The following is an 11,747-nucleotide window of genomic DNA, read 5'->3' on the forward strand; positions in this document are numbered from 1 at the left end:
ATGAGACCGCAAAGAGTCCTCGACCGCCCACTGCGCTCCCTGGAGGAGCTGGGCACCCAACTGTCCTTCTACGGACGCTCCTTGGCGTGGACGGGCCGCACCCTGCGCCGCTACAAGAAGGAGATCCTGCGGCTGCTCGCCGAGGTGAGCTTCGGCCGTGGCGCGCTCGCCGTCGTCGGCGGCACGGTCGGCGTGATCGCCTTCCTGTCGTTCTTCACCGGCACCGAGGTCGGTCTGCAGGGCTACGCGGCCCTCAACCAGCTCGGCACCTCCAACTTCGTGGCGTTCCTGTCGGCGTACTTCAACACCCGGGAGATCGCCCCGCTGGTGGCCGGACTCGCCCTGTCCGCCACGGTCGGCGCCGGGTTCACCGCGCAGCTCGGTGCGATGCGGATCAGCGAGGAGACCGACGCGCTGGAGGTGATGGGCGTCCCGTCGCTGCCGTTCCTGGTGACGACGCGGATGATCGCCGGTTTCGTCGCGGTGATCCCGCTGTACGTGATCGGGCTGCTGTCCTCCTACCTCGCCGCCCGCACCATCACCACCGGCTACTACGGGCAGTCGACCGGCACGTACGACCACTACTTCCAGCAGTACCTGCCGCCGGTGGACGTCCTGTGGTCCTTCGGCAAGGTGATCGTCTTCGCCGTGCTGATCATCCTGGTGCACTGCTACTACGGCTACCACGCGAGCGGCGGTCCGGCGGGCGTCGGCGTCGCGGTGGGCCGGGCGGTGCGGACGTCCATCGTCGCCATCAACGTCCTGGACTTCTTCCTGAGCCTCGCGATCTGGGGCGCCAACACGACTGTACGGATTGCGGGGTGAGAGAGGTGCGCATGCGCAAAGTGAGACTCAGGGTGTACGGCATCGCGTTCATCGCCGTGCTCGCGCTGCTGCTGTCGCTCGCGGTGGCCGTCTACCAGCAGGCGTTCACGTCCGTCGTACCGATCACCCTGGAGGCCGACACCATCGGCAACCAGCTCGATCCGCGCGCCGACGTCAAGCTGCGCGGGCTGCTGGTCGGCGAGGTGCGCGAGGTGCACGCGGACGGCACGAAGGCCACGCTCGACATCGCGCTCAAGCCCGAGTACGTCCCATCCATCCCCTCGGACGTGCACGCGCGGCTGCTGCCCAAGACGCTGTTCGGCGAGAAGTACGTCGACCTGGTGCCGCCGACCCGTTCCACGGCTCGGCCCATCCGCGCCGGGGACGTCATCACCCAGGACCGTACGAAGGTCGGCATCGAGCTCCAGCAGCTGATGAACGACCTGCTGCCGCTGCTGCGGACCGTCCGGCCCGGTGATCTGAACGCCACGCTCTCGGCGTTCGCCACCGCGCTGGACGGCCGCGGCGACCGGATCGGCGACAACCTCACCCGGGTCGACGGCTACCTGCGCCGCCTCAACCCGCATATGCCGTCGATGAAGGAAGACATCTCGCGGTTCGCCGACGTCGCCGAGGTCTACGGCGACGCCGCGCCGGATCTGATGCGGATCCTGCGCAACACGGTCACCACCAGCCGGACGATCGTCGAGAAGAGGGACCAGCTGGCCGCCGGGCTCCGCGCGACCGCTGCGGTCGCGGGCACGGCGGACGACTTCCTCTCCGAGAACGGCGACCGGTTGATCACCCTGGGCCGGGTCTCCCGCCCCACGCTGGAGCTCTTCGCCCGCTACTCCCCCGAGTACCCGTGTCTGTTCCAGGGCCTGGTCCGGCAGGAGAAGGCGTCGGAGGACGCGTTCCGGGGCGGCGAGATGCGGATCACCCTCGAAGCCGTCCGGCCGCAGGGGGCGTACCGGCCCGGTGAGGAGCCGGTCTACGGCGAGCGGTCGGGCCCGAACTGCCGTGGCCTGCCGCATCCGCCGGTGCCCGGGCCGAAACCCCATCTCAACGACGGTACGTCGGCCGGAAGTCCGGGCGGCGCGCTCCCCGGAGGTGTCAACGTGTCCGCCACCGAGGCCGAACAACGGGCCGTCGGCTCGCTCGTGGCCCCCGTCATGGGCGTCCCCGCCGACAAGGTCCCGCCCGTCGCGACCCTGCTGTTCGGGCCGCTCGCGCGCGGAACGGCGGTGAGTGTCGCATGAGCCGGACAGGAGCCCGGCAGACCGCCGGTCCGCTGATCAAGTTCAGCCTCTTCGCGCTGGTCACGATCGCGGCGACGGCGCTGCTCGCCGCCACCATCGTCAACATCTCCTTCACCCCGAAGGAGACCTACCACGCGGTGTTCACCGACGTGACCGGGCTGGAGACCGGCGACGACGTCCGGGTGGCCGGAGTGCGGGTCGGGGAGGTCGAGGGCATCCGGATCAAGGCCCGGACCCTGGCCGAGGTCGCCTTCACCGTCGGCGCGGACCGGCCGCTGCTGGCGGGCACCCACGCGGTCGTCCGCTACCGCAACCTGGTCGGGCAGCGGTACATCGCGCTGACCGAGGGCACCGGCGACGGCACCACCCGGCTGCGGCCCGGCGGCACCATCCCGCTGTCCCGGACCCAGCCGGCGCTGGACCTCAACGCCCTGCTGAACGGCTTCAAGCCGCTGTTCGCCGCGCTCAGCCCGAGCGATGTCAACCAGCTCGCCACCGAGATCATCAAGACCCTCCAGGGCGAGGGCGGCACGGTGAACAGCCTGCTCGCGCACACGGCCTCCCTCACCACCACCCTCGCCGACCGCGACCAGCTGATCGGCTCGGTGATCAAGAACCTCAACACCGTCCTGGAGACGCTCGACAAGCGCGGCTCCCGCTTCTCCGGGCTGCTCACGCAGTTGCGCCGGGTGGTCTCGGGGCTGTCCGCCGACCGCAAGCCCATCGGGCGGTCCCTGGTGAGCATCGGCGACCTCACGGACGTCACGGCAGGGCTGCTGAAGGACGCGCGGCCGCCGCTGAAGGACGACATCGCCGGGCTGGGCGAGCTCACCGGAAACCTGGACAAGAACGAGAAGACCGTGGAGGGCGTCCTGAAGCGGCTGCCGAACAAGCTCGACAAGCTGACCGGGACGGCGTCCTACGGCTCGTGGTTCAACTTCTACCTCTGCGACTTCGACGGCCGGATCGTGCTGCCGAAGACGAAGCAGGTGATCGCCCCGGAGCTGCACGTGGCACGGGCGAGGTGTGGCGGATGAGCATGCGCATCACGCGGCGCACGGTGCGCCGCCCCGAACCACTGGTGAAGGTACGGGTCCTGCCGCCGAGGCTGCCGAAGCTCCCCCGGCTGCCCAAGGCCACGGGCCGCCCCGAACCGCTCGTGAAGGTACGGGTCCTGCCGCCGAGGCTGCCGGGACTCCCCCGGCCGCCGAAGCGCACCACCCGCCCCGGACCCCTGGTCAGGGTGCGGGTCCTGCCGCCGAGGCTGCCCAGGCTCCGGCTGAAGCGACCGCGCCTGAAGCCCTTCCGTGAGCGCAATCCGGTCGTCGTCGGCGCCGTCGGCCTCACCGTCCTCGCGCTGCTCGCGGTCGCCGCCTTCAACGCCGACAGCCTGCCGTTCATCGGCGGCGGCGACACCTACAGCGCGGCCTTCTCGGAGGCCGGCGGACTCAAGCCGGGCGACGAGGTACGGATCGCCGGGGTCAAGATCGGCAAGGTCGAGGACGTCGACCTGGCCGGCGATCACGTCAAGGTCACCTTCAAGGTGAAGGGCGAGCCGGCGCTCGGCACCGACACGGGCGCGTCGATCCGGGTCAAGACGATCCTCGGAGCGAAGTACCTGGCCCTGTACCCGAAGGGGACGGGCCGGTTGAAGCCGGGCGGCGAGATCCCGCTGCGGCGGACGGTGTCGGCGTACGACGTCGTCCAGGCCTTCAGCGACCTGACGACCACCAGCGAGAAGGTCGACACGGACCGGCTCGCGAAGGCGCTGGACACGATCTCCACCACCTTCCAGGACTCCCCGGCGGAGGTGCGGGCCTCGATCAAGGGACTGTCGCGGATCTCCCGAACGGTCGCCTCCCGTGACAAGGCGCTGCGCGGCCTCCTCGCCCACGCGAACGGCGTCACCAAGGTGCTGGCCGGCCACACGAAGGACTTCTCCGCGCTGGTGAAGGACGGCGACGCACTGTTCAAGGAGATCGACAAGCGGCGCACGGCGATCCACAAGCTGCTCAAGAGCTCGGCACTGCTGGGCATCGAGCTCTCCGGCCTGGTCGACGACAACAGCAAGGAGATCGGGCCCGCCTTGAAGAACCTCAACACCTTCGTGAACATGCTCGAACGCAACCAGGCGAGCCTCGACCGCAGCGTCCAACTGCTCGCCCCCTACGTGCGGTTGTTCACCAACACCCTCGGCAACGGCCGCTGGTTCGACTCCTACGTCCAGAACCTGGTCGCCGCCCCGGTCACGCCACGGACGGGAGGCACCCGATGACCCGCAGACTCCTGGCCCTGTGCACCGCGCTCGCGGTCGTCGCCGGCCTCGCCGTCGTCCTGTGGCCGAGCCCGGACCCCGTCCGCGTCACGGCGTACTTCCCGCGCACCGTCGGCATCTACCCCGGCTCCGACGTCCGCGTCCTCGGCGTCCGCATCGGTGAGGTCAAGAAGATCACACCGGAGGGCGACCGGGTACGCGTGGAGCTGGAGTACGACCAGGGCCGCAAGGTCCCCGCGAACGCGCAGGCCGCCATCGTCAACTCCTCGGTGGTCAGTGACCGTTACCTGCAGCTGCTGCCGGTGTATCACAAGGGCGCGGTGCTGCGGGACGGTGACGTCATCCCCGAGTCCCGTACGGCCGTCCCCGTCGAGCTGGACCGGATCTTCGACAGCCTGCACACCACCGCCGAGGCGCTCGGCCCGAACGGCGCCAACAAGAAGGGCTCCCTGTCCCGGCTGCTCGCGGTGAACGCGGACAACCTCCGGGGACAGGGCAAGAACCTCAACCAGACGGTCGAGGACCTCTCGCAGGCGGTCACCACGCTGTCCGACGGGCGCGGCGACCTGTTCGGGACCGTGCGGAACCTTCAGGTGTTCACGGCCGCGCTGGCGGCGGACGACAAGAGCGTGCGGTCGTTCAACACCAGCCTCGCCGACGTGGCCGGGCAACTCGCCGGGGAGCGCAGGGATCTCGCGAACGCGCTGAAGTACCTGGCCGCCGCCCTCGGCGACGTGTCCGGCTTCGTGAAGGGCAACAAGAAGGCGCTGACCTCGGACGTCAAGGGCCTGGCCAAGGTCACCAAGGTCCTCGTCACCCAACGGGCCGCACTGGAGGAGCTGTTGAACGTCGCCCCCACGGGCCTGTCGAACCTGCAGAACGCCTACAACCCCGCCGCCGGCACCCTCGACACCCGCAACAACGCGCAGAACCCGCAGGACCCGGCGTCCCTGCTCTGCTCGCTCCTGAAGGCGACCGGCGACGAGGGCGGCAAGAACCCCGACTGCACGGACCTGAAGAAGCTCTTCGACTCCCTGCCCAAGGTGCCGGCGGCCCCGGCGACGACGGGCACCGTCGACAAGACCCTCGGCGGAATCCTGGGGGCACCGGCATGAGCGTGCTGCGCAAGGGGCGGGTGGCCGCCTGGACGGCGGTCGGCTCGCTGCTGCTGACCGGCTGCGAGTTCAACGGCTGGTACGACGTCCCGCTCCCCGGCGGCGCCGCCTCGGACGGCCACGCCTACCACGTCACCGTCGAGTTCCGGGACGTACTCGACCTGGTGCCGCAGTCGGCGGTGAAGGTGAACAACGTCACCGTGGGCGCGGTCGAGAAGGTGGAGCTGGACGGCTGGCACGCGCGCGTGCGGCTGCGCATCGCCGACTCGGTGAAGCTGCCCGGCAACGCGGTCGCCGACCTGAGGCAGACCAGCATGCTCGGCGAGAAGTACGTGGCCCTGTCCGCGCCGGCCCGCACGGCACCTGTCGGACGGCTCCGCGACGGCGACCGCATCCCGCTCTCCCGCAGCGGCCGCAACCCGGAGGTCGAGGAGGTGTTGTCGGCCCTGTCCGCGCTGCTCAACGGCGGCGGGGTGGCCCAGCTGAAGACGATCACCGTCGAGCTGAACAAGGCCCTCACCGGCCGTGAGGACCGGGTCAGGTCCCTGCTGAAGCAGCTCGACACGTTCCTCGGCGGCCTCGACGACCAGCGGGCGGAGATCGTACGCGCACTCAAGGGCGTCGACCGACTGGCCGGTCGGCTGAAGAAGGAGAAGAAGACGATCGCCCTGGCCGTCGACACCATGCCGCCCGCCCTGAAGGCCCTCGCCGACCAGCGCCGGGACCTGACAAAGATGCTCACCGCCCTGTCCAGGCTCGGCACCACCGGCACCAGGGTGGTGAACGCCTCCCGGGACGACACCGTCGCCAACCTCAAGAAGCTGCAGCCCATCCTGCAGCAGCTGAACAAGGCGGGCGACGACCTGCCCAACTCCCTTGAACTGCTGACCACCTACCCGTTCCCGCGCAACGTGACGGACGCCGTCAAGGGCGACTACGTCAACCTGAGGATCACCGCCGACCTCGACCTGGCGGACCTCTACGGCAACGTCACCGGCAAGCCGGGCAAGGGCAGGACGACCCCGACGCCCGGGACCCCGCATCTTCCCGGCCTCCCCACTCCCACCCCCCTCCCGTCCACCCCGTCCCTGCCGGACACGCCGTCCGCGCCCTCCGTGCCCTCCGTGCCCGCCGTGCCTTCGAAGCCCTCCGACGGCAGCACCCTGCTGTGTCCGCCGGTGTGCACCGCGGCTTACGGCACCGCTGACGGCTCGCGTCGCCTCCCGCCCGGGATCGACCTCGGCCTTGCCGAGCTGATGCTGAAGGGGATACTGCCGTGATCACACGTACGGTCAGGGCCCAGCTGCTCGCCTTCGCGACCGTCACCGCCCTCGGCGTGTCGTACGTCGGCGCCCGGTACACGGGCCTGGTGGACGACGTCCTCGCCCGCGGTTACACCGTGCGCGCCGACTTCGCCGAGTCCGGGGGCATCTTCCCCGGCGCCGAGGTCACCTACCGGGGTGTGCCAGTGGGCCGGGTGGGCGATCTGCGGCTGAACGGCTCCGGGGTCTCGGTGGCCCTGAAGATCGAGGACGGCGCCCCGAAGATCCCGGCCGACACGCTGGCGGTGATCGCCAACCGTTCGGCGGTGGGCGAGCAGTACGTGGACCTCCAGCCGCGGCGGTCGGGCGGCCCGTATCTCATCGACGGCAGCCCCATCCCGCGCGGCCGTACCCGGACCCCGCTGCCGGTCACCGACCTGGTGCTGAGCCTCGACCGGCTGGTCAACTCGGTCGGCAAGGACGATCTGCGCACCACCGTCGACGAGCTGGGCAAGGCCTTCGCCGGCACCGGACCGAACCTGAGCCGTCTGGTGGACTCCGGCAACGCGCTGGTGGAGTCGGCCTCCGAGTCGCTCCCGCAGACGGTCTCGCTGATCGAGGACTCACGGAAGGTACTCAAGACACAGGCCGACGAGGGCTCGGCCATCAAGTCGTTCTCCCACGATCTGGCGGACCTCAGTGAGCAGATGAAGTCGAGCGACGGGGATCTGCGCCGGCTGATCGGCAACACCGTGCCCGCCGCGCAGCAGTTCGACTCCCTGCTGAAGTCCACGCGGCCGAACGTGCCGGTCCTGCTGACCAACCTCATCAGCGGCGGGCAGATCACCGTGGCCCGGCTGCCCGGCGTCGAGCAGTCCCTGGTCACGCTCCCGCTCACGGTGGCGGGCAGCTACACGGTCATCCCCGGCGACGGCACCACCCACTTCGGGATGACCGTGAACGCCGACGACCCGCCCGCCTGCACCCAGGGCTACGGCACCCAGCGGCGCGACCCCGCCGACACCAGCACCCGCCCGGCGAACACGGCCGCGCACTGCGCGGCACCGCGCGGGGGCAAGACCTCGGTGCGCGGCGCGCAGAACGCCCCCGGCGCGAGGACCGGTTCGGCCGGCGCCGACCAGGCCGCGTTCGTGGCCCCGTACGACCCGGAGACCGGCACTGCGATCGGCCCGGACGGAACGCCCGTCGAGATCGGCTCGACGGGCGGCGAACAGACCGTGTTCGGAAAGGAATCGTGGCAATGGCTGCTCGTGGGACCGATGGCATGAGAGGGGTGCGCATGGGGCCCCTGTCGGTGGGACTCGTCGCCGCGACCGTACTGATGACCGTGCTGTCCGTCTGGCTGGGCCTGAAACTGTCCGACCAGCGCGGAGCGGAGCAGCGCCGTCAGGACGTCCTGGCGGCGGCGCGCCAGTCGGCGCTGAACTTCACCTCGCTCGACTACCGGCACTACGACCGGGACAGCGGCAACGTGCTGAAGGGCGCCACCGGCGGCTTCAAGAAGCAGTTCGCCGCGCAGACGGAGCAGTTGACGAAGCTCGTCGCCCAGAACAAGTCGGTGTCCGAGGGGCAGGTCCTGGAAGCGGGCATCGTGCGGTCCGACGAGCACTCGGCCCGGGTCCTGGTCGTGGCCGACAGCAAGGTGACCAACACCGCCGCGCCCGGGGGCCAGGCGCGCACCTACCGGCTCCAGCTCGACCTCGTGCGCGTGGACGGCCGCTGGCTGACGTCCGACGTCGCGTTCGTGGGCTGAACCACCGGTGAGGCCATCAATGAGGAGAGACACCGTGGCGAACCCGACCACCCGAACCCGCGGCACCGGCTCCCCGGCCCGCCGCACCATGACCGCGGCCGCCCGCGCGGCGGCCAAGCGCGCCGGGCGCGACACCCGTGCCGCCGGTCCGGCAGAGGAGACACCGTCCGGACGCACGCTGCTCATCGAGCCGCCGACGGACGGCTGGGAGGACCCGCCGGAGCCCGCGCCGTTCGAGGAGGAGCCCGAGGAGAGCGCGCCCCCGCGCCGGATCGGGCGGCACGTGCTCACCGCGGTGCTGGGCGCCGTACTCGTGGCGGCCTTGGTCGTGGCCGCCGTACTCGGGTGGCAGTACCGGGAGGGGCGGCAGGCGGAGCGGGCGCGCGGCGAGGCCCTCGCGGCCGCGCGGAAGGCGGCGCCGGTCGTGCTGTCGTACGACTACCGGCACCTGGACCGGGACTTCACCCGGGCCCGCGCCCTGCTGACCGGGCACTTCCGCGACCAGTACGGCAAGACCACGAAGACGGTGGTCGCGCCGACCGCGAAGAAGTACCACGGTGTGGTGAAGGCGACCGTGGCGACGCCCGCCGACGGCGGCGCCCCGGCGGTCTCCGTCGTCTCGGCCGCACCGGACAGGGCCGTCGTCCTGCTCTTCGTCAACCAGATCACCGAGAGCACACAGGTGTCGGGGCCCCGTCTGGACCTGAACCGGGTGCGGATGACGCTCACCCGCACCTCCGACGGCTGGAAGGTGAGCGGCGTCGACGCCCTCTGAGCAGCTCTTGGTCAGTGCCCTCGCGCGTAGGCGCGGGGGCACTTTTTCGTGGGCTCTCTTGACAGTTCTCCTCCCTCACAGGCAGTCTTCCGTTAAGCAGAAAGGAACTTCCACATTGTGGAATTACGGGAAGGGGGCGCCGCCCCCGTGGGATTTGCAGACCAGCGCTTCAACGTCAACCTGTCGATCCTCTTCACGGAACTCCCGCTCCTGGAGCGTCCCGCGGCCGCCGCCACGGCGGGCTTCACGGCGGTCGAGCTGTGGTGGCCCTGGGTCGACTCCGCCACCCCGGAGCAGTCCGAGCTCGACGCCCTGAAAAAGGTGATCGAGGACGCGGGGGTCCGGCTCACGGGCCTGAACTTCTACGCCGGACAGCTGCCGGGCCCGGACCGCGGCGCCCTGTCGGTCCCCGGTGAGGAGTCGGAGAAGTTCCGCGCCAACATCGACGTGGCGGCCGACTTCGCCCGGTCCCTCGGCTGCAAGGCGCTCAACGCGCTCTACGGCAACCGCGTCGAGGGCGTGGACCCGGCCGAACAGGACGCGCTCGCCCTGGAGAACCTGACCCTCGCGGCCCGGGCCGCCGACCGGATCGGCGCGATCCTGCTGATCGAGGCGCTCAACCAGCCCGAGTCGCCGAAGTGTCCGATCGTGAGCGCCCCCAAGGCCGTCGAGATCGTGGACCAGGTCAACGCGGCGACGGGGCTCGGAAACGCGAAGTTCCTGATGGACCTGTACCACCTGTCGATGAACGGTGAGGACCTGCCCGCGGTCATCGACCGGTACGCGGCGAAGACCGGCCACGTGCAGATCGCCGACAATCCCGGCCGCGGCGCACCCGGGACGGGCTCGCTCCCGCTGGAGAAGCTGCTCGACCATCTGAAGAAGGCCGGTTACGGCGGCTGGGTCGGCCTGGAGTACAAGCCGGGCGACCGTCCGAGCGCCGAGGCCTTCGAGTGGCTCCCGCGCGCAGCGCGCTGAACCCCCCGACCTTGCACAGCAGTCAGAGAGGCACCCCCGAGCATGAGCACCCTTCCCAAGATCGCGTGGATCGGCCTCGGCATCATGGGCTCCCCCATGTCCGAGAACCTGATCAAGGCGGGCTACGACGTCACCGGCTTCACCCTGGAGCAGGACAAGCTGGACCGCCTGGCCGCCGCCGGCGGCACCGCGGCCGGCTCGATCGCCGAGGCGGTCCGGGACGCCGACGTGGTCATCACGATGGTGCCCGCCTCCCCACAGGTCGAGGCCATCGCCTACGGCCCCGGCGGCATCCTGGCGAACGCCAGGTCGGGCGCCCTGCTGATCGACATGTCCTCGATCACCCCGCAGACCTCGGTGGACCTCGCGAAGGCCGCACGGGACAAGGGGATCCGGGTGCTGGACGCCCCTGTCTCCGGCGGTGAGGCCGGTGCCGTCGAGGCCGTGCTGTCGATCATGGTCGGTGGCGAGCAGGCCGACTTCGAGCAGGCCGAGCCGATCTTCGAGGTGTTGGGCAGGACCATCGTGCTGTGCGGGCCGCACGGCTCCGGCCGGACCGTGAAGGCGGCCAACCAGCTGATCGTGGCCGTGAACATCCAGGCCTGCGCCGAGGCCGTGGTCTTCCTGGAGAAGTCGGGGGTGGACCTGAAGGCCGCGCTGGACGTCCTGGGCGGCGGCCTCGCGGGCTCGACCGCGCTGTCGCGCAAGAAGGACAACTTCCTGACCCGCGACTTCAAGCCGGGCTTCCGCATCGACCTGCACCACAAGGACATGGGCATCGTCACCGACGCCGCCCGCAACGTCGGCGCCGCCCTGCCGGTCGGCGCCGTGGTCGCCCAGCTGGTCGCCTCCCTGAGTGCCCAGGGCGACGGCGGCCTGGACCACTCGGCGCTGCTGCGGGCCGTGGAGCGCCTGTCCGGCGCCCAGGTCTGACAGGCGTTCCCGGACTTCCGGGCCGCGGCGCCGCTGACACCTGTCCTGTCGCGCCCAGGCGTCGCCGCGGCCCGGAACTGATCCCCGAGGCCGCGTCCGGGACTTGACGGGGAGGTCCGGCCCCGGACGCGTACGACCCGCCGCCGAGCGATCCGGATGAGGGGTGATCGCCGGCACCGCGGGCAGGGCGAGGACCGCGGCGGTGTGCGAGCCAGTGCGGTGGTGAAGGACCGAGTCCCCTTCTCGACCAGAGGGAAGGGTTCCCGGCTCCGTCGCACCCACCGCGGTCCCCGGCCACGACCTCACCGAGAGAGCTCCCCGACTCCGTCCGGCGGCGCGCACGTCCTGTCGCGCCCAGCCTCGCGCCGTCGGACGGCCATCACACGGCACCGAAAGCGCCCCGTTATGTTTTCTGCGGTCCTGCAACGGGGCCGCTGGCCTCCGGGCCCGGCATGGCTGTTGCCCCCTGTCGATCGGATGACCTGGGGGGTGGTGTCACCGGGCCCGAGGGGTGCCGTCGGAGACGCTGATCAGAGGTCCGGCCACCGCCC

Annotated in this window: 11 protein-coding genes; all 11 read left to right on the forward strand. The window is 70.7% G+C overall.

All coding sequences use genetic code 11. The annotated features are described in order from the left end of the window. The 11 genes from ACFZDC_RS34405 (at position 1) to ACFZDC_RS34455 (ending at position 11,196) form a co-directional block, all read left to right on the forward strand. Complete coding sequence (locus ACFZDC_RS34405) at positions 1 to 825, forward strand: ABC transporter permease (RefSeq protein ID WP_391330005.1); 825 nt, start codon at positions 1 to 3, stop codon at positions 823 to 825. A gap of 11 nt (positions 826 to 836) precedes the next feature. Further along, positions 837 to 2,084, forward strand: coding sequence for an MCE family protein (locus tag ACFZDC_RS34410; protein ID WP_391330006.1), 1,248 nt, complete (start codon positions 837 to 839; stop codon positions 2,082 to 2,084). Continuing rightward, positions 2,081 to 3,121 carry an MCE family protein gene (locus tag ACFZDC_RS34415; RefSeq protein WP_391330008.1) on the forward strand — a complete coding sequence of 347 codons (1,041 nt, stop codon included), beginning with the start codon at positions 2,081 to 2,083 and terminating at the stop codon, positions 3,119 to 3,121. The genes ACFZDC_RS34410 and ACFZDC_RS34415 overlap by 4 nt, the downstream gene beginning before the upstream one ends. A 206-nt stretch (positions 3,122 to 3,327) precedes the next feature. Beyond that, a complete protein-coding gene (locus ACFZDC_RS34420; RefSeq protein WP_391330025.1) occupies positions 3,328 to 4,359 on the forward strand; it encodes an MCE family protein in 1,032 nt (343 codons plus the stop codon). Further along, positions 4,356 to 5,474, forward strand: coding sequence for an MCE family protein (locus ACFZDC_RS34425; protein ID WP_391330009.1), 1,119 nt, complete (start codon positions 4,356 to 4,358; stop codon positions 5,472 to 5,474). Before ACFZDC_RS34420 ends, ACFZDC_RS34425 begins: the two co-directional genes overlap by 4 nt. Next, positions 5,471 to 6,754: an MCE family protein gene (locus tag ACFZDC_RS34430; RefSeq protein ID WP_391330011.1), complete on the forward strand. Its 1,284-nt coding sequence runs from the start codon at positions 5,471 to 5,473 to the stop codon at positions 6,752 to 6,754. Before ACFZDC_RS34425 ends, ACFZDC_RS34430 begins: the two co-directional genes overlap by 4 nt. Further along, on the forward strand, positions 6,751 to 8,025 hold the full coding sequence (locus tag ACFZDC_RS34435) for an MCE family protein (protein ID WP_391330012.1): 1,275 nt from the start codon (positions 6,751 to 6,753) through the stop codon (positions 8,023 to 8,025). The genes ACFZDC_RS34430 and ACFZDC_RS34435 overlap by 4 nt, the downstream gene beginning before the upstream one ends. 11 nt (positions 8,026 to 8,036) lie before the next feature. Continuing rightward, on the forward strand, positions 8,037 to 8,510 hold the full coding sequence (locus tag ACFZDC_RS34440) for a hypothetical protein (protein ID WP_391330014.1): 474 nt from the start codon (positions 8,037 to 8,039) through the stop codon (positions 8,508 to 8,510). 34 nt (positions 8,511 to 8,544) lie between these two features. Continuing rightward, positions 8,545 to 9,285: a hypothetical protein gene (locus ACFZDC_RS34445; RefSeq protein WP_391330016.1), complete on the forward strand. Its 741-nt coding sequence runs from the start codon at positions 8,545 to 8,547 to the stop codon at positions 9,283 to 9,285. A 147-nt stretch (positions 9,286 to 9,432) separates the two neighbouring features. Further along, complete coding sequence (locus ACFZDC_RS34450) at positions 9,433 to 10,263, forward strand: TIM barrel protein (RefSeq protein ID WP_391330018.1); 831 nt, start codon at positions 9,433 to 9,435, stop codon at positions 10,261 to 10,263. Between the two features lie 42 nt (positions 10,264 to 10,305). Continuing rightward, complete coding sequence (locus ACFZDC_RS34455; protein ID WP_391330020.1) at positions 10,306 to 11,196, forward strand: 2-hydroxy-3-oxopropionate reductase; 891 nt, start codon at positions 10,306 to 10,308, stop codon at positions 11,194 to 11,196. Positions 11,197 to 11,747: the final 551 nt, after the last annotated feature.

The sequence above is a fragment of the Streptomyces sp. NPDC007905 genome (assembly GCF_042959345.1).
In the GTDB taxonomy this organism is placed as follows: domain Bacteria; phylum Actinomycetota; class Actinomycetes; order Streptomycetales; family Streptomycetaceae; genus Streptomyces.

Excerpts from the sequence above, each read along its gene's own strand:
- ACFZDC_RS34415 (WP_391330008.1), top strand. The coding sequence starts at position 2,081 with ATGAGCCGGACAGGAGCCCGGCAGACCGCCGGTCCGCTGATCAAGTTC.
- ACFZDC_RS34405 (WP_391330005.1), top strand. The coding sequence starts at position 1 with ATGAGACCGCAAAGAGTCCTCGACCGCCCACTGCGCTCCCTGGAGGAG.
- ACFZDC_RS34410 (WP_391330006.1), top strand. The coding sequence starts at position 837 with ATGCGCAAAGTGAGACTCAGGGTGTACGGCATCGCGTTCATCGCCGTG.
- ACFZDC_RS34430 (WP_391330011.1), top strand. The coding sequence starts at position 5,471 with ATGAGCGTGCTGCGCAAGGGGCGGGTGGCCGCCTGGACGGCGGTCGGC.
- ACFZDC_RS34455 (WP_391330020.1), top strand. The coding sequence starts at position 10,306 with ATGAGCACCCTTCCCAAGATCGCGTGGATCGGCCTCGGCATCATGGGC.
- ACFZDC_RS34440 (WP_391330014.1), top strand. The coding sequence starts at position 8,037 with ATGGGGCCCCTGTCGGTGGGACTCGTCGCCGCGACCGTACTGATGACC.
- ACFZDC_RS34425 (WP_391330009.1), top strand. The coding sequence starts at position 4,356 with ATGACCCGCAGACTCCTGGCCCTGTGCACCGCGCTCGCGGTCGTCGCC.